Source organism: Streptomyces buecherae (assembly GCF_014295035.1).
Lineage (GTDB): Bacteria > Actinomycetota > Actinomycetes > Streptomycetales > Streptomycetaceae > Streptomyces > Streptomyces youssoufiensis.
Window position 1 is genome coordinate 5,979,301 of record NZ_CP060404.1, and the last position, 21,052, is coordinate 6,000,352.

A 21,052-nucleotide genomic window follows, 5' to 3' on the forward strand; every position below is an offset into this window, starting at 1 on the left:
CCCCGTGGCCCGGGCGGCGGCCCCCGTGCGCGCCCCGGCGCCGCTCTCGCGTGTCCCGTACAGACGGTGTGGTGCGACCCGTACGCGGTGCGGCGCGGCCCGCGCGACTGGTCGTGCCCGCCCCGTACGGCCCTACCGCGCACCCCCGCCGGTGCAGCGGTCGGACGCGGCGTTGCCGGTCAGGGGGGCTCGTCCGGGTGACGGCCCGTGTTGGCGGTCTCGCGCGCGGCGTTAGGGGAGTGCCACCGACGCCCGCGTGGGGTCGGTACCGGCGCGGAGGTCGGTCCCAGCGGACGGACTGTACGAAAGGCTGCCCCATGAAACGCCCCGCCGCTCCTCACCTCAGCCTCTACCGTCTCTTCACCGCCCTGGTGGCGGCGCTCTCGCTCGGCGTGCTCCTGCCGGGCCCGGCGACGGCCGTGGCCGGCGTACCCGTCGCGCCCGGCACAACCGCCGCGCCCGACGCGGCCCAGCGGTCCGCCGCCGAGGTGATCGTGATCATCGAGGACAACCGGTTCGTGCCGCAGACCGTCACCGTCAGACCCGGCGACACGGTGCGCTGGACCAACAACGACCGCTTCGGTCACACCGTCACCTCCGACGGCCCCGGCTGGGACAGCGGGGTCCTCACCCCCGGCCAGAGCTTCCGCCGGGTGTTCCCGGCGCGCGGCATGTTCCGCTACCACGACCGGCTCAACCCGATGATCACCGGCGTTGTCGTCGTCCGGTAATCCCCGACAGTCCCTTGGCCCTCGCTGCCCGGCCCGGTGCTCGCTGGGCCGAGCAGCGAGGTGATCGAGCACCGTCGCCGGGTGGGAGTGAAGATGTGGTCGGGCTCACAAACCGCTCAGCGAGCAGTGCAACCTTTCCGGCGACTTTCGTGTCTCTCCTAGTAACGCCACATAGGCGGGCTAATTGCCGCAAATCCGACACAGGGGTGATCGACATGTCGCACACTTCGCACACCGCGCACGGCTCGCGTACCTCGCACCGCACCAGGCGGCCGGCGCTGCTCGCCGCCACCTGCGTGACCGCCGTCGGGCTCGGGCTCGGCCTCGCCGCCGTGCCCGTGGCGGCTGCCGGACAGTCGGGCTCCGGTTCGGAAGCCGGCTCCGGGTCCGGGACGACCGGCCGCCAGTACGACGCCAAGGAGGTGCACCACTTCCTCAAGGGCTTCTACGGCAACCACGGCCCGAGCGCCTGGGAGCGGGAACACCTGGTGACCGAGGAACTCAAGGAGAAGGCCGCCCAGACGCCGGAGTACGACCTGCTGCTCTGCGCCCAGAACACCCCCGAGGCCATCGACATCGGACCGGTCACCACGGCCCAGTCGGCGGGCGTGGGGTGGGCGCCGGTGACGACCCACTGGGGCAAGGGGCAGGACACCCAGGTCTTCACCGCGTACGTCGGGCTCGACGCCAGCAAGCCGATGAAGCTGATGGACATCAGTTGCGAAGCCCCCAACGGGTGATCGCCTGCGGCGCGCCTCGGGTGGGTGGCTCGCCCTGTGGTGGGCCACCTGCCTGTGGGGGGCATCCCCGCGCGCGCGGGGACCAGATCGTCTCGCCCGGTGCCACGACCACTTCACCGGGACCATCCCCGCGCGCGGGGGACCAGAACTTGACGCTGGTGTCGGTGAAGCCACCGAGGGGACCATCCCCGCACGCGCGGCCGACCAGGTGCCGCCGGCGTGTTCCAGCACGCGGGCGAAGGGACCATCCCCGCGCGCGCGGGGACCAGAGCTGTCCGGGCAGCACGGAGGTCGTAACGCAGGGACCATCCCCGCGCGCGCGGGGACCAGAGCAATTGACCTGCGGGTTTAGCGCGGGCACACCCGGTTTTCTGCAACTTCTTGCGATCGCGACATAACGCACATCCCGCGCCTCCCTCCAACGCCCCATACCGCCAAGTCGCCCGGCGGCCAGCCCCCACCGTAGCGGCCGACCCCCGCACCGCGCGGCCCGCACCGCGCGCGGTTGCCCTCCCACCCGCGTACTCCGCGACTCGCGGACGCCGCGCGGACGGAGGCCGCACACGGGAGGCGGCGCGTGACAATGCGCCCGCTCCAGCCCGGCCCGAACTGCCCAGGGGGGCCGGCGCCGCCCGACCCGCCCCGGCCCAGTACGCGCAGGGCGCGTCGTCCCGACTGGCCCGCCGCCCAGGCGCCCCGTGGGCCCCAACACGTTTGCCGTGATCAGCGCCGTATTCTCGCCGTATGACCTGGTTGCGCGCCCTCAAGGAGACTGCCCGCACCGGACTGACCATCGAACGCACCAGACTTGAGCCGCTGGTGGCGCTGCGGGGCGCGTGTGGGGTCGCCATCGTCATCGGGCTGATCCTGTGGTGGGAGTCGCCGCCGCTGGCGGTGGCCTCCGCGTTCGGGGCGTTCGCCTCCGGCATCGCCACCTTCCAACGCAGTTGGCGGCCCCGCCCGGTGCTCGCGCTCGCCGCGGCGGGTGGCCTCGCGGTCAGTACCTTCCTCGGGTACGTGGCCGCGGCGCACCCGCTCGCCTTCGTCATCCTGCTCGGCGCGTGGTCGCTGCTGGCCGGCATGGCCTGGGCCGTGGGGCCGGTCTCGGGTCTGGTGGCCACCCAGATGGTGGCCGTCATGCTGGTCACGGTCACGCTGCCGACCTCGGTGCTCGGCGCCGTGCACCACGCCGCGCTCATCGCGTTCGGCGGCCTCGTACAGGCCGCGCTCATCGTGCTCGTACCGATCCGGCCGTGGGGCGCGCAGCGCGACGCGCTGGCCGACGCGTTCGCCGCCGAGGCCGACTTCGCGCGCCGGTTGCGCGAGGACCCGGTGGCGCCGTTCGACCCGCAACCGCTGATGGACGCCCGGCACGCCGCGTCCATGACGCCGCGCCAGGCCCGGCGCAGGCCGCGCCAGCTCCGCGGCTACCGGGCGCTGGCCGAGCGGATTCGCCCCGTACTCGCCTCGCTCGCCGACCCGGTGGTGGGCGCCCCGGCCACCGGGCCCGAACGCGAGCGGGTGCGCGACCTGCTCCAGGCGGCGGGCACGGTGCTGGACGCGGTCGCGCACGCGATCCGCTGGGGGAAACCGGTGCGGCTGCCCGTCGAGGCGATGGCGGTCCTGGAGGTGCCGGCGTCGGGGCCCATGTTGCACGGCGCGGCCCGCCGCTCCGCGCTGCGGCTGATGGCGCTCCTCGCGGAGGTGGTGGAGTCGGCCGACGAGCCGCTGGAGACCGTCGCACCGGCCCACCCCACGCCACCCCCCGCCGCGTCCGCGGCGGAGAGTCCGGCGGAGGATACGGCCGCCGCCCGGCCGGCCGACCGGGAGGCCGACCGGCCCGGCGAGCCGACCGGCGGCCAGCCGGTCGCCCAGGTCGCCCCCGCCCGGCACACGCTGCTGCGGCCCACCGTGCCGCGCCTGGTGCCCCTCGCACTGCGCGCGATCCACCGCGAGCTGCGCTGGGGATCACCGGTGCTGCGGCACGCCATGCGGCTGGCGGCCGTCGCCTGCGGCGGCTACCTGCTCGGCTCGCTGCTACCGCTCGGCCACGGCTACTGGGCGCCCATGGCGTCCGTGATGGTGATGCGGCCCGACTTCGAGCAGACGTACGCGCGCGGCGTGGCCCGGTTCACCGGCACGCTGGTCGGGGTGGTGCTCGGCGGCGCGGTGATGGCGCTGGCCCGTCCCGGTGAGTGGGTGAGCGCGGGCCTCGCGGTGGTGTGCGTGGGGCTGATGTACCTGCTGATGCGCACCGGCTTCACCGTCGCCTCGGCGTGCATCAGCGCGTACGTCGTCTTCCTGCTGGGCATCGCGGGGGAGGGCTGGTCGCAGACGGTGCAGGACCGGGTGGGGCTCACCCTGCTCGGCGGGTTGCTCGCGATGGCCGCGTACGCGCTGTTCCCGGCCTGGGAGACGCCGAAGCTACGGGATCGGCTCGCGGACTGGCTCCAGGCCAACGGCCGGTACGCGGTGGCCGTCTTCGGCGGCCACGCCCACCCGCTGGAACGCCGGCCCCGGCACGTACGCGACGCGCTCCTTGACGCCCGGGCGGCCCGGCTGGCCTGGGAACAGAGCGAGGCCCGCGCGCAGGCGGAGCCCGTACGCCACCGGGGGATCTCGCGCCGCTCGGCGGGCGCCGCCCAGACGGCGCTGTCCACGATGGGGCGGGTCACCATGCTCCTGGAGGCCCACCCGCCGGACCGGAGCGCGCCCGCCTCGCCGGCGGCCGAGGAGTTCGCGGCGGCGCTCCGGGTCGCGCTGCCGGACGCCGCCGACGCGGTCCGCGCGCGGCAGCCGCTGGACTGGACGGCGGTGCACGCCGCGCTGGACGCCTGGCGGACCCGCGAGGGCACCGAAGCGCTCCCGGTGCGCTGCGCCGAACTGCTGGTGGACGCGCTGGACGAACTCGCGGGCGCCCTCTCCCGAGGCCCCGGCGGCAAGAACCGGGCGCGGCGGCGGGTGTGAGCGCCGACCCGTCAGACCCGACCCCCGCGAGGTGCGGCCCCGTCAGGCTCCGGCGCCCGCGCCGGCGCGCGGTCGCACCCCCGTGCTGCGGTAGAAGAGTTCGGGGTCTCCCTCGTCGAGGCCGTGCAGCAGCCCGGCCGGCAGCCAGCCGGAGCGGCGCAGAAGGAGCTGCATGGGGTGGTTGGAGGCGTTGGTCGAGGTGAACAGCTTCTCCGTCGCGCACGCGGCTTCGACGGCCGCCAGGAGACGCGCTCCCACACCGCGTCGGCGGGCGCCGGGGGCGACCATCAGCATCGTGACGAAGCCCTGCTCGAAGAAGCCGTACTCCAGCACGGCGTAACCCAGCGGCTCGGAAGCGTCCCGCGCCACCAGCACCGTTTCCTCGGCGCACCAGCGCTGGACGCTGTCCCGTCGCGCGGTGTCGCCCGCCGCCGCGACGGAGTCGATGTCGGCCAACGCGGCCCAGTCGGACGGGTCCGCACGCCCCACCCGGAGCCCGTCGGGGTGCCGGGCACCCAGGTCCTCGCCGTCTCGGTTCGCTGCGTTCATGGGGGCAGCGTGGCAGGGCGAGGGCGGTGGGAGCTTCTTCTTTTTACGAGTTTTATGGGTTTTACGGGGCGGCGCCTTCGGTCGCCACCCGCGTACGGAAACAGCCCGGGGTCAGTACCCATGACCCCGGGCCGCGTGGGGGCCCGTGCCTCGCCCGCAGGGGCCGCCCACGTTCTCCGGTTGCCGCGACGGTGGCGGCGGGGGTGGTTCGGTCGTACGGGGCCGGGGGCCGGCCCGGCCGGTCGGCCCGTCAGCCGGTGCGGCGTTTGCCGCCCTTGACCGTGGCGCGCAGGTACTCGCGGTTCATGGCCGCGATCGTCGGCAGCGGGATGCCCTTCGGGCAGGCCGTGGCGCACTCGCCGGTGTTGGTGCAGCCGCCGAAGCCCTCCGCGTCCATCGTGCCGACCATGTCGAGCACCCGGCTCTCGCGCTCCGGGGCGCCCTGCGGCAGGACGTTGAGGTGGACCACCTTCGCCGAGGTGAACAACATCGCCGAGCCGTTCGGGCAGGCCGCCACGCACGCGCCGCAGCCGATGCACTCGGCGTTCTCGAAGGCGAGGTCGGCGGCGGCCTTGGGCACCGGCGTGGCGTGCGCGTCGGGGGCGCTGCCGGTGGGGGCCGAGATGAAGCCGCCGGAGCCGATGATCCGGTCGAACGCCGAGCGGTCCACCACCAGGTCCTTGACGACCGGGAACGCCGAGGCCCGCCAGGGCTCGATGTCGATGGTGTCGCCGTCGTTGAAGTGCCGCATGTGCAACTGGCAGGTGGTGGTGCGCTCCGGGCCGTGCGCCTGGCCGTTGATGACCATGCCGCACGCGCCGCAGATGCCCTCGCGGCAGTCGTGGTCGAAGGCGACCGGCTCGTCACCGCCGAGGATCAGCTCCTCGTTGAGGTGGTCGAGCATTTCGAGGAACGACATGTCCTCGCTGATGCCGTCCACCTCGTAGGTGGTCATGGCCCCCGGCTCGTCGGGGCCTGTCTGGCGCCAGATGCGCAGGGTGAGCCTCATGCGTAACTCCGCTGGGTGGGGTGGACGTACTCGAATTCCAGGGCCTCGCGGTGCAGCACCGGGGCGTTGCCGGGGCCGGTGAACTCCCAGGCCGCGGCGTACGCGTACGACTCGTCGAGCCGCTTGGCCTCGCCGCCCTCGGTCTGGCTCTCCTCGCGGAAGTGGCCGCCGCAGGACTCCTTGCGGTGCAGGGCGTCCAGGCACATCAGCTCGGCCAGCTCCAGGTAGTCCGCGATGCGGTTGGCCTTCTCCAGCGACTGGTTCAGCTCCTCGCCGGAGCCCGGCACCTTGATCCGGCGCCAGAACTCCTCGCGCAGCGAGGGGATGCGCTCAAGGGCCTTGCGCAGGCCGGTCTCGGTGCGGGCCATGCCGCACTCGTCCCAGAGCAGTTCGCCCAGTTCCCGGTGGAAGGAGTCGGGGGTGCGGTCGCCGTTGTTGGACAGCAGCGCGTACAGCCGGTCGGTGACGGTGGTGACCGCCTCGTGCACGGCCGGGTGGTCGCGGTCGACCTCGTCGTGCGGGTGCCGGGCCAGGTAGTCGTTGATGGTGGCCGGCAGCACGAAGTACCCGTCGGCCAGGCCCTGCATGAGCGCGGAGGCGCCGAGCCGGTTGGCGCCGTGGTCGGAGAAGTTGGCCTCGCCGATCGCGAACAGGCCCGGCACGGTGGTCTGCAGGTCGTAGTCCACCCACAGGCCGCCCATCGTGTAGTGGATGGCCGGGTAGATGCGCATCGGCACCTCGTACGGGTTCTCCGCGGTGATGCGCTCGTACATCTCGAAGAGGTTGCCGTACTTCTCCTCCACCGCCTTGCGGCCCATCCGGGCGATCGCGTCGGCGAAGTCGAGGTAGACGCCCTGCCCGCCGGGGCCGACGCCGCGGCCCTCGTCGCAGACGTTCTTCGCGGCGCGCGAGGCGATGTCGCGGGGGACCAGGTTGCCGAAGGCCGGGTAGATGCGCTCCAGGTAGTAGTCCCGCTCGTCCTCGGGGATCTGCGCCGGCGGGCGCGTGTCGCCCTTGGCCTTGGGCACCCAGATCCGCCCGTCGTTGCGCAGCGACTCGCTCATCAGCGTCAGCTTCGACTGGTGGTCGCCCGAGCGCGGGATGCAGGTCGGGTGGATCTGCGTGAAGCAGGGGTTGGCGAAGTACGCGCCCCGCCGGTGGGCCCGCCAGATCGCGGTGGCGTTGGAGTTCTTCGCGTTGGTCGACAGGTAGAAGACGTTGCCGTAGCCGCCGGAGGCCAGCACCACCGCGTCCGCCAGGTACGTGGAGACCTTGCCGGTGATCAGGTCGCGGGCCACGATGCCACGGGCCCGGCCGTCGATGACGATCAGGTCGAGCATCTCGGTGCGCGGGTGCATCTCGACGTGACCGGCGGCGATCTCCTTCGACAGCGCCTGGTAGGCACCGAGGAGGAGTTGCTGCCCCGTCTGGCCACGGGCGTAGAACGTACGGGAGACCTGCACGCCGCCGAACGAGCGGGTGTCGAGCAGTCCGCCGTACTCGCGGGCGAACGGCACGCCCTGCGCCACGCACTGGTCGATGATCTCCACCGACACCTCGGCGAGCCGGTGCACGTTGGACTCGCGGGCGCGGAAGTCGCCGCCCTTGACGGTGTCGTAGAAGAGTCGGCGCACCGAGTCGCCGTCGTTGCGGTAGTTCTTGGCGGCGTTGATGCCGCCCTGCGCGGCGATGGAGTGGGCGCGGCGCGGCGAGTCCTGGTAGCAGAACTGCACGACGTGGTAGCCCTGTTCGGCCAGCGTCGCGCCGGCCGCGCCGCCGGCGAGGCCGGTGCCGACCACGATGACGGTGTACTTGCGCCGGTTGGCCGGGTTGACCAGCTTGGCCTCGAAGCGGCGGGTCTTCCAGCGCTCCTCGATCGGACCCTTGGGCGCCTTGGTGTCCACCAGCGGCACGCCCACGCCGTACGCGGTGTAGTCGCCGCCGGGGGCCCGCTCGCCGGAGGTGGAGGAGTCGGCGGAGTCGGCGGTGGGGGAGTCGGCGGCGGGGGCGGTCCCGGTCCGCGTCGTAGCGGTCGTGTCAGTCATGATCAGTCCACCAATCCGAGCATCACGCTCACCGGGATGGAGATGAAGCCGCAGGTCAGCACCAGCGCCAGGCCGTTCGACGCGATCTTCAGGGCCCGGGTGCGGCGGGCGCTGGCCACGCCGAGGGTCTGCGCGGCGCTCCACAGCCCGTGCCGGACGTGCAGCCCGACGGCGAGCATCGCGGTGATGTAGATCGTGTTGCCGTACCAGGTGCTGAAGGAGGCCACGAGGTTCTCGTACGGGTGGCCCTCCTCGGCCCGCTCGTTCACGGTCAGCGTCGTGAGGTCGAGAATGTGCCAGATGATGAACAGGGTGAGGATGATCCCGCCCCACCGCATGGTGCGGGTCGCGTAGGACTGCTCCTTGCGCTGGTGCGCGTACTTCTGCGGGCGCGCGGCCAGGTCGCGGCGGCTGAGCTGGTACGCGGTGATGCCGTGCAGGATCACGGCGGCCAGCAGCACCGGCCGTACGAGCCACAGGAACCAGCCGTGGTGCAGGATCGGCTCGCCGATGGTGCGCAGCCAGTGCGCGTAACCGTTGAAGTCGTCGGCACCGAAGAAGACCTTGAGGTTGCCGATGAGGTGCGAGACGAGGTAGCCGAGCATGATCAGGCCCGAGACGGCCATGATCGTCTTCTTGCCGACGGTCGACCGCCATACGGAGCCGATGAGGGAAGGGGGACGGGGCGTCCGGGTCGCCAGTGCCATGACACACGACGCTAGAGACACCCCGTGCCATCAGTCCAAGACATGAAGGAGCTTGTTTCCATAGCGTCCGACTATCATCCGAGCATGCAGCTACAACAGCTTCGCTATTTCGCGGCCGTAGCCGATCTACGGCACTTCACGCGGGCCGCCGAAGCGCTGCACGTGGCCCAGCCGTCCCTCTCGCAACAGATCCGTGCGCTGGAACGGGAGCTGGGCGCCGACCTCTTCTACCGGGCCCGCGGCAACATCACCCTCACCGACGCCGGCGCCGCCCTGCTGCCGCTGGCCCGCCAGATCCTCGCCGACGCCGAGACCGCCCGCCGCGAGGTGCAGGAGGTGGCGCAACTGCGCCGTGGCCGGGTCCGTCTCGGCGCCCCGCCCAGCCTGTGCGCGAGCCTGGTGCCCGACGTGCTGCGCCGCTTCCACGACGAGTTCCCCGGCGTGGACCTGCTCGTGGACGAGGACGGCTCGCAGGACCTGGTGCGTACGCTCGGCGCCGGCGAACTGGACCTCGCGCTGATCATCAGCCCGCAACCCAGCCAGGGCCCGGCCCTGGCCACCACCGAGCTGCTGCACGAGGAACTGGTCGTCGTCTCCTCGCCCAGCTCGCTGCCCCCGGCCGGCGCCCGCCCCCGGATACGGGTCGCGGACCTGCGCGGCAAGCCCCTCGCGATGTTCCGGCGCGGCTACGACCTGCGCGAGTTCACGATGGCCGCCTGCCGCGCGGCCGGCTTCGAGCCGACCCTGACCGTGGAGGGCGGCGAGATGGACGCCGTACTCGGCTTCGTCCGCGCGGGCCTGGGCATCGCCGTCGTGCCCGGCATGGTGGCGGCCCGCTCCGGCCTGCGCGTCACGCCCTTCGCCGGCGCGACCATGACCCGCACCGTCGCGGTCGCCCACCGCAAGGACGTGGCCCCACCCCGCGCGGCCCGCGAGCTGCGCCGGGTGCTGCTCGAATACCTGCGGACGGCCGACCTGGGCGACGCGGCCATGCTGGCGGGCGACCGGGCGCGGTGAGGGGCGGCCGGGGGTGGTGAGGGGGCGGCGTCGGCCACGGGGCGTCGGCTGTGCGGCTTTGACCGTACGGCTTTGACCGTGGGGCGTCGATCACGCGGCTCTGACCACGCGGTGGAGGCTCGGGCGGGGTCAGGGACGGGGTAGCGGTTTCACCCAGCGCCGCCAGTGGTCCTCGCGGTGGTAGCCGGCGGCCCGCCAGGTGGGGTGGGCCCGCTCGTTCGCCTCCAGCACCATGGCGTCGGCGCGCCGGCCGCCCAACTCCACGAACCGTCGCTCGGCCGCCGCGAGCAGGGCGGTCGCGATGCCGCGCCGCCGGTGGGTCGGGAGGACGGCCAGCCGGTACAGGCTGCACCGCCACCCGTCGAAGCCGGCTATGACGGTGCCCACGAGCAGGCCCCCGGACTCGGCCAGCAACAGCGCTCCCGGGTCGCGGGCCACGAGCCCGCGCACCCCCGCCTCGTCGTCGCTGACGCTCGTCCCCTCGGCCGCCGCCCGCCAGAAGGCCAGCACGGCGGCGGCGTCGGACGGCTCGGCGGTACGGATCTCCAGATCTCTCATGATCGCAAGCGAAGCATCCGGCGACCGACTCCGGCCACGGTGTTTCGCTCCTCGACACGTGGCGGACGCGGCGGGGCGCGTAGCCGGCGCGCGAACCGGCCGCGTGGTCACACCACCGCACGGCCGCACCACCGCACGGGCACGCGTCCGCACCGACACAGGCGCGCGCCCGCCTGACCACGCGCCCGCGCGCGCCCGGGGAGCCTGTCCGCTTCCTGCCAGCCGGCGCACCGCCACGCCCGCCTCCCCTTCCGCAAGCGGCACTTTGGGCCATGTTGGCGCCGCCCCGACCTCGCGGTGGCGGCTCGGGCGCACAGTGGGTCGGGCACGCGCCGCCGGCGGTCCCCGATCGGCGGGGTCCGAGGGGGAACGCGACAGATGACCGAAGCAGCTACGGAAGCGGCTACGGAGCGGCACCAGGCCACGGTCGGCCCGGACGTATACCGGCGCCTGATGGGCGCCTTCCCGACCGGCGTCGCCGTCGTCACCACGCTGAGCGGCGGCATCCCGTACGGCTTCACCTGCACCTCGCTGTGCAGCGTGGCCCTCGACCCGCCGATGCTGCTGGTCTGCGTCAGCGACCGGGGGCGTACGGCCGGGCCCATCGCGGACAGCGGCCGGTTCGCCGTGAACCTGTTGCACCACCGGGCCAGGTCCGCCGCCCGTCTCTTCGCGGCCGAGGAACGCGAGCGCTTCGCGCGCGTGCGCTGGGCGCCCGCCGGGGTCGACGGGCTGCCGATGCTCACGGACGACGCCCTGGCCTTCGCCGCCTGCCGGGTCACGCACACGGTCCCGGCCGGCGATCACCGGGTGATCTTCGGTGCCGTGACCGAGGTGCGGTTCACCGCCCCCGGAGCCGGCGCCAGCACGGCGCCCCCCGGCGACGACACCGCTATTCGGCCGGCGGCGCACCCCGCCCCGCCGCCCTCGCCCCTCCTGTACGGCTTCCGCCGCTTCACGGCCTGGCCGGAGGCGACGGACGACTGAGTCGGCGGCGGCGGGGGCCGGGCTGGCGGCGCCTCGGGCAGACGGCCGCGCGCCGCGCGCGGGACCCTGCGGTCAGGCCCCGCACGCGGCGCGCCGTCGTGCCCGTGCTGGTGGTGCTGGTGGTTGGCTCAGCCGTTGAAGCAGAAGGCCCGGCCGCCCATGTCCCAGCACTGGATCTTGCGGGTGGCCGTGCCCGCGTTGCCTGCCCGGTCGGTCACCGTCAGCTCGGCCGTGTAGGTCTTCTGCCCGGCCGGGTAGGTGTGCTTGGCCGTCACCCCGGTACCGGTCTGCCCGTCACCGAACTTCCACGCGTACGAGGCGATGTCACCGTCCTTGTCACTGGACTGCCCCGCGTTGAAGTCACAGGCGTCGTACCAGCACGAGACCGAGAACTGCGCCACCGGCGGCTCACCCACCGGAGCGCCCACCGACACCTTCTTGCTCACCGTGCCGGTCTTCCCGCTGTCATCGGTGACCGTCAGCCTGACCTCGTACGAACCCGCCTTGGCATACGTGTGAGAAGGCTTGACCCCCTCACCCGTCTTCCCGTCACCAAAGTCCCACGCGTACGAGGCGATCGACCCGTCCGCGTCCCGCGAAGCCGACCCGTCAAACCCACACGAGAGCGCCGACTCCGAACACGAGGCCACGAACTCCGCCGTCGGGGCGCCCGGTTCGACGTTCGGGAGCTGGGTCTTCACCCAGGCGCCCATCTCACCGGTGAGCCGGCCCCAGGCGCCGTAGCTGCCGCAGCCGGTCTTGACCCACGAGGCGACGCCGACCACGACGTTGTCCACGACCAGCGGGCCGCCGCTGTCGCCCTGGCAGATGCCGTCGTGGCCGTCCGCGTAGCCGGCGCAGACCATGAACGCGTCGTTGAAGCCGCCGAACGAGCCGCACGTGTTGCGTCCGTCCACGATCGGCAGGTTGGCCTTCTTGAGCTGCGCGTACTGGTTCTCGCCGTCGCGGGTGCGGCCGTAGCCGATCGCGGTGCCGGTCTTGCCCGGCTTGGACAGCTCGCTGTCCGCCGAGGTCGCGAACCTGGCGTACTGCCCGCCCTTGACCGGGATCGTCTGCTTGGTCTGGACGACGGCCACGTCGTAGCCGGTCTGCCAGCCGTTCGGGGGCTCGTACTTGGGGTGTTGGGTGTACGACTCGACGTCGATGCGGACGCCGCCCTCGGGCTTGTTGAGGTCGTCGGCGCCGTAGTAGAAGGACTTGGCCCCGTCGCCGTCCTTGCAGTGCGCGGCGATCAGGATCGTCTTCGGGCCGATCACCGACCCGGTACACGTCTGCCCCATCGGACGCGGGCCGCCCTCGCGGAGCGCGGCGATGAGGTAGGGGTAGGCGGCGACGGTGGTGGGCTCGCCGCCGATGATCCGGGTGCTCGGTCCGCTGGGCCCGGGTGCCGTGTCGGTCGGGTTGACGGCCTGCGTGCGCTCGGTGGCCGTGGTGGGCACCGCCTGCGCGCCCCCGGCGAACAGGGGCGTGAACGCGAGAGCCGCCACCGCGAGACTGGCCGCCGTGGCCAGCCGGCTGGTTCCTTTCATGCCTTCCCTTTCCAGGTAGGAGCCCGCCGTGGGGCGGGCGGCTCCCGTCCGGACGACAGGCACGCGCCCTGATGGACGAGTGCATGACAGGTTGGGAGATGGGGCGACCGTAGGGGCGTGGGGGGAGGGGAACAATCCGCGTTTCGATCCGTAGGCGTCGCGTGGTTCTGGCCAAAGTCGGTACGGGGGGCCGAACTTGTCTCGGGCTGGCGATCCCACCGCCCGGCTGGCCGACGGAAGGCGGCCCGTCCGTCGAGCTGCCACCGAGAGCCCCGTGCGGCGCGCGCGGCGGCCGGCTTGGTCCGGACCGGAGTTCTCCGTTCCCGCCGTTGTCGCCGGTCATGGTGTGCGTTCCCTTGCCGCGACGGCCCGTGGAACGTAGCTTCACGGTCACCGCGGTGACCGAATGGCGATGTGCGCGCCACGCGTGACGGCAGGCTGACGAGGGGTCGGGCTCGGAGCAGCCCGGGAGGCCGGCAGCGGGCCGGCCGTCGGGCTCGGCCGGGTGACGAGGGCGCGCCCGGGTCGGCCGGCCACCACGGCCTCGGCCTTCCCTCGGGCACGGAGTTCCCTCATGACCAGTTCCGTCCTACGTCGCCTCGGCGCCCCGGTCCTCGTCGGGCGCACCGACGAGTTCCGTACGCTGCTCGACGCGCTGACCCGCCCGCCCTCGGTCGCCCTCGTCGAGGGGGAGGCCGGGATCGGCAAGACCCGGCTGATCCGCGAGACGCTGGAGGCGCCGGCCATGCGGGGCCGGCACGTGCTGCTCGGCGCCTGCCACCCGCTGCGCGAGCCGTTTCCGTACGGGCCGTTCTTCGACCTGTTGCGGCAGCTCGAAGGGCGGGTGCCGGGCCGGCTCGGCGCGGTGTGCGGCGCGCTGCGGCCCTACCTCCCCGAGTTGGCCGACGCCCTGCCGCCCGCACCGGAGCCCCTCCAGGACCACCGGGCCCGCCAGCACCGGCTGTTCCGCGCCGTGCGCGCGCTGCTCGCCTCGCTCGGGCAGGTGGTCGTGGTCGTGGAGGACCTGCACTGGGCAGACGACGGCACCCGCGACCTGGTCCGCTTCCTCATCGACGAGCCGCCGCCCGGGATGGCGACGGTGCTCAGCTACCGCCGCGAGGACCTGCCGGGCGCCGGCCTCCCGCTGGGCCGCGCCTACCGGCATCCGCCCGGCACCACCTCCGTCCTCATCCCGCTCCGGCCGCTGGACGTGTCGGCCGTGGGCAGCCTCACCGCCGCCATCACCGGGAGCACGGCCGTTCCCGCCCAACTCGCCGCCGAACTGCACGAACGCACCGCGGGCATCCCGTTCGTACTGGAGGAGGTGGTCCGTGGCCTGGCCGCCAGCGGCTTCCCGGCCGGCTGGAACGCCGGGCGCGACACGCTCGACGCGATGGAGGTCCCCACGCTGCTGCGTGAGGCGATGGCGGACCGGATGGCGGCCCTGACGCCGCCGGCGGTGGCGGTGGTGCGCGCGGCGGCCGTACTCCGCATCCCCGCCACGGAGGACCTGATCGCCGCCGTCGCGGCGGGCGAGCCCGGCCTCGACGGCGCCTCGGGTGACACGCCGTACGCCGACGGGGCCGGGCCCGGGGGCGAGGGCGGCGCCGACGCGGGCGGCGGGCCCCTCGCGGGTCGGGCCGACGCGGGCGGCGGGATCAGGGAGGCGGTGCTCGCGGGCGTGCTCTACGACGTCGGCGACGACCGCTACGGCTTTCGCCACCCGCTCGCCCAACAGGCGGTCTACGGCTCCCTGCCGGGCGTGGACCGGCGGCGGCTGCACCGGCGCGCGATGGCCCGACTGGCCGCCGCCGAGCCGCCGCCGCTCGTCCAACTCGCCTACCACGCGCGGCGGGCCGGCGACCTCGAAGCCTGGCTGCGGCACGGCTCGGCGGCGGCCGAGGCTGCCAGGGAACTGGGTGACACCGCCGTCGCCGTGGAGATCCTGGAGGGCCTGCTGTCCGACCCGGAGCTGCGCGCCGGCGACCGGGCCCGCCTCGCCACCCAGCTCAGCCGCGCCGCGGTGATCGGCCTCGCCTACCGCAGGGCCGTCGCCCTGCTGCGCCGTATCGTGCTCCACTGCGAGATGCCCGACACCGTGCGCGGCGAGATCCGGCTCAACCTCGGACTGCTGCTCTACAACCAGGCGGGCAACTACGAGCAGGGCCGCGTCGACACCGAGATCGCGGTCGAGGAGTTGCGCGAGCACCCGACGCTCGCCGCCCGCGGCATGGCCGCGCTGGCGCTGGCGAGTTGGGGCGAGCACCCGTACGCCGTCTACCAGCGGTGGATCGTCCGGGCCGAGCGGCTGCTCACCGACCGGTCGGACCCGGCCCTGCGGCTGGCGGTCCGTGGCAACCACGTCACCCTGCGCATGATGGCGGGCTACCCCGCGGCCTGGGCCGAGGCGGAGGAGTTGGTGGGCGCCGGACGGACCGTCGCCGAACGGCTCCAGGTCGCCCGGTTGTCCGGCAACCTCGCCGAGGCCGCCACCTGGCTCGGGCACTACGCGGCGGCGGAGCGCTTCCGGCACCAGGGGCAGCGGCTGGCCGCCGAGTGCGGCTCGCCGTGGCTCCAGGGGATCATCGACGGCACCTCGCTGCGCCTCGCGTGGAGCGTCGGCGACTGGCAGGGGCTGGCCGAGCGGGCGCGCCGGCTGATCGACATGGTGCAGGGCGTCTCGGGCATCTCCGCCGACGCGCACCTGGTGCTGGGGCTGCTCGCCATGGCGCGCGGCGAATGGGAGGAGGCCACCGAGGAGTTGGACGCCGCCGCGCTCGGCGATCCCGCCAACGCTCCCAGCCCCATCCTGGCCGCCGCCTCCGGCGCGATGATCCGGGTGTGGGTGGCCCGTGGCGAACTGGAGGCGGCCCGCGCCGAGGCGGACCGGGCCATCGCCCGGGTCCGGCGCAAGGACATCTGGGTGTGGGGCGCCGACCTCATGCCCATGGCGGTGGCCGCGCTCGTACGCTGCGGCCGGGTGGCCGACGCCGAGGCGGCGGTCGCCGAGTACGCCGCCGGCATCGCCGACCGCGACGCGCCGCTGGCCGCCGCCGCGCTGGCGGCGTGCCACGGCGTCCTGGCGTACGCGCGGGGCCGGTGCGCGGAGGCCGTCGCCGCCTTCGAGGCGGCGAGCGCGCGGTACGCCGCGCTGCCCAGGCCCTATTCGGCGGCCCGCGCGGCCGAGGCCGCCGTCCGCTGCCGGCTCGGCGCGCCGGGTCCCGGCCGGGCGGGCGCTGGCGGGGCGGGCGCTGGCGGGGCGGGCCCCACCGGGCTGGGTGACGCGGCCGACGGGGGCGGGGTGGGCGCCGCCGGTGGGGCGGGCCTGGCGGGTGAGTTGGCAGCGTTGGCCGAACAGTTCGCGGCCCTGGGGGCCACCCGCGACGCGGCCCGCTGTCGCCGGGTGCTGCGTGGCAACGGTGTCAGCACCCCGTCCCGGCGCGGCCGGCGCGGCTACGGTGACCAACTCTCCCCGCGCGAACAGGAGGTGGCCCGCCTCGTCGCGCTCGGGCACACGAACCGGGAGATCGCCGACGTCCTGTTCCTGTCCCCGCGCACGGTCGAGCAGCACGTGGCGAAGGTGCTCCGCAAGCTGAACGTCACCTCACGCGGCGAGGTATCCGGCGCGAGCTGACCCCCGGGCCGGGCGCGGGTCCGGGCCACGGGGCCGGGCTTCGGGTCAGGGCCCCCGGGCCCGGCCGGTCGGAGCGGCGGCGGCCCGCGCCCGCCACGGGCCCGGGGCCGCCCGCGGCTCTGCGTGCGCGCGTGCGCCGCGTGCGCGCGTACGCGGGGAACGCGGGCCCGGGCGGGGCGTGTCGGCCGAGCGAGGATACGTACCCCCTACCTACCGCACCACGGATTGTTTGCCGCCCCGTGCGCAACGAGGGTGGGCCCGTCACACGGCGTCGTGCTCTCTCCCAGCCAACCCCCCACGCCGGCGCCGGACCCCGGCGCCCGGCCCGACCGCACATCGGGCCGGGCGCCGTCTCCCCCTCAGAAGGAGCAGAGATGTCAGCACGACAGAGACGGTGGAGCGCGCTGTGTCTCGGCGCGGCCACCGCGACGCTCTTCGCGACGGTCGGCACGGGCCCGGCCGGCGCCGCCGAAGCCGCCGTCGGTGGCGACGCGCGGGGCACGGTCATCGGCGCGGGGCAGCCGGACGCGATCAAGGGCCAGTACATCGTCGCCCTCAGGGGCGCCCCCTCGGTCGCCGCCGAGACCCGCGCCGCCGTCGCGGCGCGGGCCGACGAACTGACCGACGCGCACGGCGGCACCGTCCGCACGGTGTACGCGGCGGCCTTCCGCGGCTTCTCGCTCCAGGCCACCGAGGCTCAGGCGGCGCGCCTGGCGGCCAGCCCCGACGTGCGCTACGTCCAGACGAACAACATCGTGCGGGCCGTGGGCACCCAGCCGAACCCGCCGTCCTGGGGCCTGGACGCGGTCGACGGCAAGCAGGACAAGACGTACACCTACCCGAACCAGGGCGACGGCGTCACCGCGTACGTCGTGGACACCGGCACCGACCTGCGGCACAGCAACTTCGAGGGGCGGGCCAGCAGCGGATACGACTTCATCGACAACGACGCGGACGCCAGTGACTGTCAGGGACATGGCACGCACGTCGCCGGGACCATCGGCAGCAAGGACTACGGCGTCGCCAAGCAGGCCAAGCTCGTCGCGGTCCGAGTGCTGGACTGCTCGGGCAACGGCTCCACCGAACAGGTCGTTGGCGGCCTGGAGTGGGTGACCAAGAACGCGGCCAAGCCCGCCGTCGCCAACATGAGCCTGGGCGGCCCCAGCGACCAGGCCCTGGACGACGCCACGCAGGGCACGATCGACGCGGGCGTCCCGGTCGCCGTCGCCGCGGGCAACGACTACGGCCAGGACGCCTGCGGCACCAGCCCCGCCCGGCTGCCCGCCGCCATCACGCTGGGCTCCACGGACCAGAACGGCAGCCGCTCCGGCTTCTCCAACGTCGGCCGCTGCCTGGACCTGTTCGCCCCCGGCGGCAACATCACCTCCACCAAGAACGGTGGCGGCTCGACGGGCATGAGCGGCACCTCGATGGCCACGCCACACGCCGCGGGCGCCGCCGCGCTCTACCTCTCCAGCAACAAGAACGCCACCCCGCAGCAGGTGCGCGACGCCCTGGTCAACAGCGCCGACTCCGGCGTCGTCACCAACCCGGGCAGCGGCTCGCCCAACAAGCTGCTCAACGTCAGCAAGCTCGGCACCCCGGCCGAACCGGGCGCCCCGACGGCGGAGTTCGCGGCCTCGTGTTCGGAGTCGGCGCTCTCGTGTGAGTTCGACGGGTCGGCGTCGCGGGACGCTGACGGGTCGATCGCGGGGTACGTCTGGGACTTCGGCGACGGCACGGCGGCCAAGGGTGTGAAGCCCGCGCATACGTATGCCAAGGCGGGTTCGTACGAGGTCAGGCTGACGGTCACGGATGACAGTGGGAAGACCGGGACGGTGTCGAAGAAGGTGTCGGTGGGTGCGCCTGCGGGTGAGCCGCCGGTGGCGCAGTTCTCGGTCTCGTGTTGGTACGACGCCTGTGACTTCAACGCGGGGCAGAGCACCGACAAGGAAGGTGACATCGCCTCGTACGCGTGGAAGTTCGGCGACGGGCAGACCGGTACCGGAGTCACGGCCAAGCACACCTACCCGGCCGGGCAGAAGACGTACACCGCTGAGCTGACGGTCACCGACCGGGCCGGCAACGCGGGTACGGCGACCCGGCAGATCCAGTGCTGGGACATGGGCGGCCGGGCCTTCTGCTTCAACGGCTGAGCCGGCGACAGGCCCAGCCGGTGCGAGTCCAACCCTGCGACCGGCGGCGGGGCGCACCCGGGGCGCGTCCGCCGCACCTCGGGCGCGCCACCTCCCACCGGTTGCGCCCGCCCCGCCGGCCGCGAGCGGCCCACCCCACGCCCGGGCCCGGGCACGCGCGCCACCCCGACGCGCCGCCCGGGCCCGGGGCACAGCCCGCGACACACAGCCTGAAACACCCCTGGCGCACACCCTTAGCGCACAGCCCGAGACACAGCCTGGGTCACAGCCCGGAACACAGCCCGGGTCACGCAGGCACCGAGGAGCACCACCCCCACCGGAGCGATCGGCTCACCGGAGCGATCGACCCACCGAGTCGGAGAGGCAGAGGCACACAGGATGCGAACCGCGAGGAAGACCTACCGCTGGTTGACGGCGTGTTGCACGGGGCTCGCCGCCACCGCCGCGCTGGCCATGGCCGGCGCACCCGCCCAGGCGACCCCGGACGGCGGCGCGGCCACCGAGGGCCGCGTCATCAACGCCGGGGCGCCGGGCGCCATCGACGGCAAGTACATCGTCTCGCTCAAGGGCGCGACCTCGCTCTCGGCCACGGCCGAGGCCCAGGTCACGTCCGAGGCGAACCGGCTCACCGACCGCTACGGCGGCACCACCGAGCGGATCTACAGCGCCGCCCTGCGCGGCTTCTCCGCCGAACTGACCGCCGCCCAGGCCAAGCGCCTGGCGGCTGACCCGGCGGTGGAGTACGTCCAGCAGTCCCTGATGGTGCGCGCGTCCGAGGGCGGCAGCCAGCCGAGCCCGCCGTCCTGGGGCCTGGACGCGATCGACGGCAAGCAGGACAAGACGTACGCCTACCCGGGCACCGGCGCGGGCGTGACCGCGTACGTCATCGACACCGGCGCCCGTTTCTCGCACAAGACCTTCGAGGGCCGCGCCTCGTCGGGCTACGACTTCATCGACGACGACACCGACGCCGCCGACTGCAGTGGTCACGGCACGCACGTGGCCGGCACGGTCGCCGGCAAGGAGTACGGCGTCGCCAAGCAGGCGAAGGTCGTGGCCGTGCGGGTGCTCGACTGCTCGGGCAACGGGCCCGACGCGGACACCATCGCGGGCATCGACTGGGTCATCAAGAACGGCAAGAAGCCCGGCGTCATCAACATGAGCCTCGGCTCCGGCGGTGCGAACGCCGACCCGCAGGGCATGCGGGACGCGACCAAACGGGCCGTGCAGGCCGGGTTCCCGGCGGCGGTCGCGGCCGGCAACGCCGGCACCGACGCCTGCGGCACCTCGCCCGCCGACACGCCCGAGGCGCTGTCGGCCGGCTCCACCGACAGCAACGGCGGCCGGTCCAGCTTCTCCAACTACGGCCGCTGCATGGACCTCTTCGCACCCGGCGGCAACATCACCTCGGCCAGCCACAGCTCGGACACCGGCAACGCCAACATGAGCGGCACCTCCATGGCCTCGCCGCACGCCGCCGGCGCGCTCGCCCTCTACCTGGAGGCCAACCCGGGCGCGTCCGCCACCCAGGCCACCGACGCGGTGATCGCCGCCGCGCGCGACGGCGTGGTCACCAACCCGGGCAGCGGCTCGCCCAACAAGTTCCTCGACGTGAACAAGCTCGGCGCCCCCGCCGACCCCGGCAAGCCCACGGCGGAGTTCGTGGCCTCGTGTTCGGAGTCGGCGCTCTCGTGTGGGTTTGACGGGTCGGCGTCGCGGGACGCGGACGGGTCGATCGCCTCGTACGCGTGGGACTTTGGTGACGGGAAGACGGGTGAGGGGGTCAAGCCTTCTCACACGTATGCCAAGGCGGGTTCGTACGAGGTCAGGCTGACGGTCACCGATGACAGCGGGAAGACCGGCACGGTGAGCAAGAAGGTGTCGGTGGGCGCTCCGGTGGGTGAGCCGCCGGTGGCGCAGTTCTCGGTCTCGTGCTGGTACGACGCCTGTGACTTCAACGCGGGGCAGTCCAGTGACAAGGACGGTGACATCGCCTCGTACGCGTGGAAGTTCGGTGACGGGCAGACCGGTACCGGGGTGACGGCCAAGCACACCTACCCGGCCGGGCAGAAGACCTACACGGCCGAGCTGACGGTGACCGACCGGGCCGGCAACGCGGGCACGGCCACCCGGCAGATCCAGTGCTGGGACATGGGCGGCCGGGCGTTCTGCTTCAACGGCTGAGCCACCACCAGCACCACCAGCACCACCAGAAGCATCAGCAGACCGGCGCGTCCCGCACGGAGTCCACGAGCCCGTGCGGGGCGCGCCCCGGCCGCCGGGCCGGTCGCCCGGAGCGGTCGGCCCGGCGCGGTGGCCGGGCGCGTGACCGCGTGGATGGTCGGCCGCTTTCCGGCGGTGGGCGGCGCTCCGTCGCTCGCCGCCGCGACGCCACCCGCGCA

General features: G+C 73.7%; 14 protein-coding genes. 8 read left to right on the plus strand and 6 right to left on the minus strand.

Going from position 1 to position 21,052, the window contains the following annotated elements; genetic code table 11:
* Nucleotides 1-317 precede the first annotated feature (317 nt).
* The 3 genes from H7H31_RS23705 to H7H31_RS23715 all read left to right on the plus strand — a co-directional run bounded on the left by H7H31_RS23705 (nt 318) and on the right by H7H31_RS23715 (nt 4,438).
* Nucleotides 318-731 (plus strand): cupredoxin domain-containing protein, encoded by a 414-nt coding sequence (locus H7H31_RS23705; protein WP_187063644.1) that lies wholly within the window; start codon nt 318-320, stop codon nt 729-731.
* A gap of 215 nt (nt 732-946) precedes the next feature.
* Nucleotides 947-1,471, plus strand: a complete 525-nt coding sequence (locus tag H7H31_RS23710) for a hypothetical protein (protein ID WP_187063645.1) — start codon at nt 947-949, stop codon at nt 1,469-1,471.
* Nucleotides 1,472-2,215: 744 nt separating this feature from the next.
* Nucleotides 2,216-4,438 (plus strand): FUSC family protein, encoded by a 2,223-nt coding sequence (locus tag H7H31_RS23715; RefSeq protein WP_187063646.1) that lies wholly within the window; start codon nt 2,216-2,218, stop codon nt 4,436-4,438.
* 42 nt (nt 4,439-4,480) lie between these two features.
* Here H7H31_RS23715 and H7H31_RS23720 read toward each other — a convergent pair whose 3' ends face one another.
* The 4 genes from H7H31_RS23720 to H7H31_RS23735 all read right to left on the minus strand — a co-directional run bounded on the left by H7H31_RS23720 (nt 4,481) and on the right by H7H31_RS23735 (nt 8,748).
* Complete coding sequence (locus tag H7H31_RS23720) at nt 4,481-4,987, minus strand: GNAT family N-acetyltransferase (RefSeq protein ID WP_187063647.1); 507 nt, start codon at nt 4,985-4,987, stop codon at nt 4,481-4,483.
* A gap of 250 nt (nt 4,988-5,237) precedes the next feature.
* Complete coding sequence (locus H7H31_RS23725) at nt 5,238-5,996, minus strand: succinate dehydrogenase/fumarate reductase iron-sulfur subunit (RefSeq protein ID WP_187063648.1); 759 nt, start codon at nt 5,994-5,996, stop codon at nt 5,238-5,240.
* On the minus strand, nt 5,993-8,041 hold the full coding sequence (locus H7H31_RS23730) for a fumarate reductase/succinate dehydrogenase flavoprotein subunit (RefSeq protein ID WP_232110047.1): 2,049 nt from the start codon (nt 8,039-8,041) through the stop codon (nt 5,993-5,995). Before H7H31_RS23730 ends, H7H31_RS23725 begins: the two co-directional genes overlap by 4 nt.
* Nucleotides 8,042-8,043: 2 nt before the next feature.
* Complete coding sequence (locus H7H31_RS23735; RefSeq protein ID WP_187063649.1) at nt 8,044-8,748, minus strand: succinate dehydrogenase cytochrome b subunit; 705 nt, start codon at nt 8,746-8,748, stop codon at nt 8,044-8,046.
* An 84-nt stretch (nt 8,749-8,832) separates the two neighbouring features.
* Here H7H31_RS23735 and H7H31_RS23740 point away from each other — a divergent pair, with 84 nt between their 5' ends.
* Nucleotides 8,833-9,765 carry a LysR family transcriptional regulator gene (locus H7H31_RS23740; RefSeq protein WP_187063650.1) on the plus strand — a complete coding sequence of 311 codons (933 nt, stop codon included), beginning with the start codon at nt 8,833-8,835 and terminating at the stop codon, nt 9,763-9,765.
* A gap of 129 nt (nt 9,766-9,894) precedes the next feature.
* On the opposite strand, the gene H7H31_RS23745 is transcribed toward H7H31_RS23740, so the two are convergent.
* Entirely contained in the window at nt 9,895-10,323 is a 429-nt protein-coding gene (locus H7H31_RS23745; protein ID WP_187060602.1) for a GNAT family N-acetyltransferase, read from the minus strand.
* Between the two features lie 378 nt (nt 10,324-10,701).
* Between H7H31_RS23745 and H7H31_RS23750 the strand changes: the two genes are divergently transcribed.
* Nucleotides 10,702-11,310 (plus strand): flavin reductase family protein, encoded by a 609-nt coding sequence (locus H7H31_RS23750; protein WP_187060603.1) that lies wholly within the window; start codon nt 10,702-10,704, stop codon nt 11,308-11,310.
* A gap of 128 nt (nt 11,311-11,438) precedes the next feature.
* Here H7H31_RS23750 and H7H31_RS23755 read toward each other — a convergent pair whose 3' ends face one another.
* Complete coding sequence (locus tag H7H31_RS23755; RefSeq protein WP_187060604.1) at nt 11,439-12,860, minus strand: PKD domain-containing protein; 1,422 nt, start codon at nt 12,858-12,860, stop codon at nt 11,439-11,441.
* 574 nt (nt 12,861-13,434) lie between these two features.
* Here H7H31_RS23755 and H7H31_RS23760 point away from each other — a divergent pair.
* The 3 genes from H7H31_RS23760 (at nt 13,435) to H7H31_RS23770 (ending at nt 20,834) form a co-directional block, all read left to right on the plus strand.
* Nucleotides 13,435-16,494 carry a helix-turn-helix transcriptional regulator gene (locus H7H31_RS23760; protein WP_187118075.1) on the plus strand — a complete coding sequence of 1,020 codons (3,060 nt, stop codon included), beginning with the start codon at nt 13,435-13,437 and terminating at the stop codon, nt 16,492-16,494.
* Between the two features lie 374 nt (nt 16,495-16,868).
* Entirely contained in the window at nt 16,869-18,650 is a 1,782-nt protein-coding gene (locus tag H7H31_RS23765) for a S8 family serine peptidase (RefSeq protein WP_187062055.1), read from the plus strand.
* Between the two features lie 378 nt (nt 18,651-19,028).
* Complete coding sequence (locus tag H7H31_RS23770; RefSeq protein ID WP_187062056.1) at nt 19,029-20,834, plus strand: S8 family serine peptidase; 1,806 nt, start codon at nt 19,029-19,031, stop codon at nt 20,832-20,834.
* Nucleotides 20,835-21,052 lie beyond the last annotated feature (218 nt).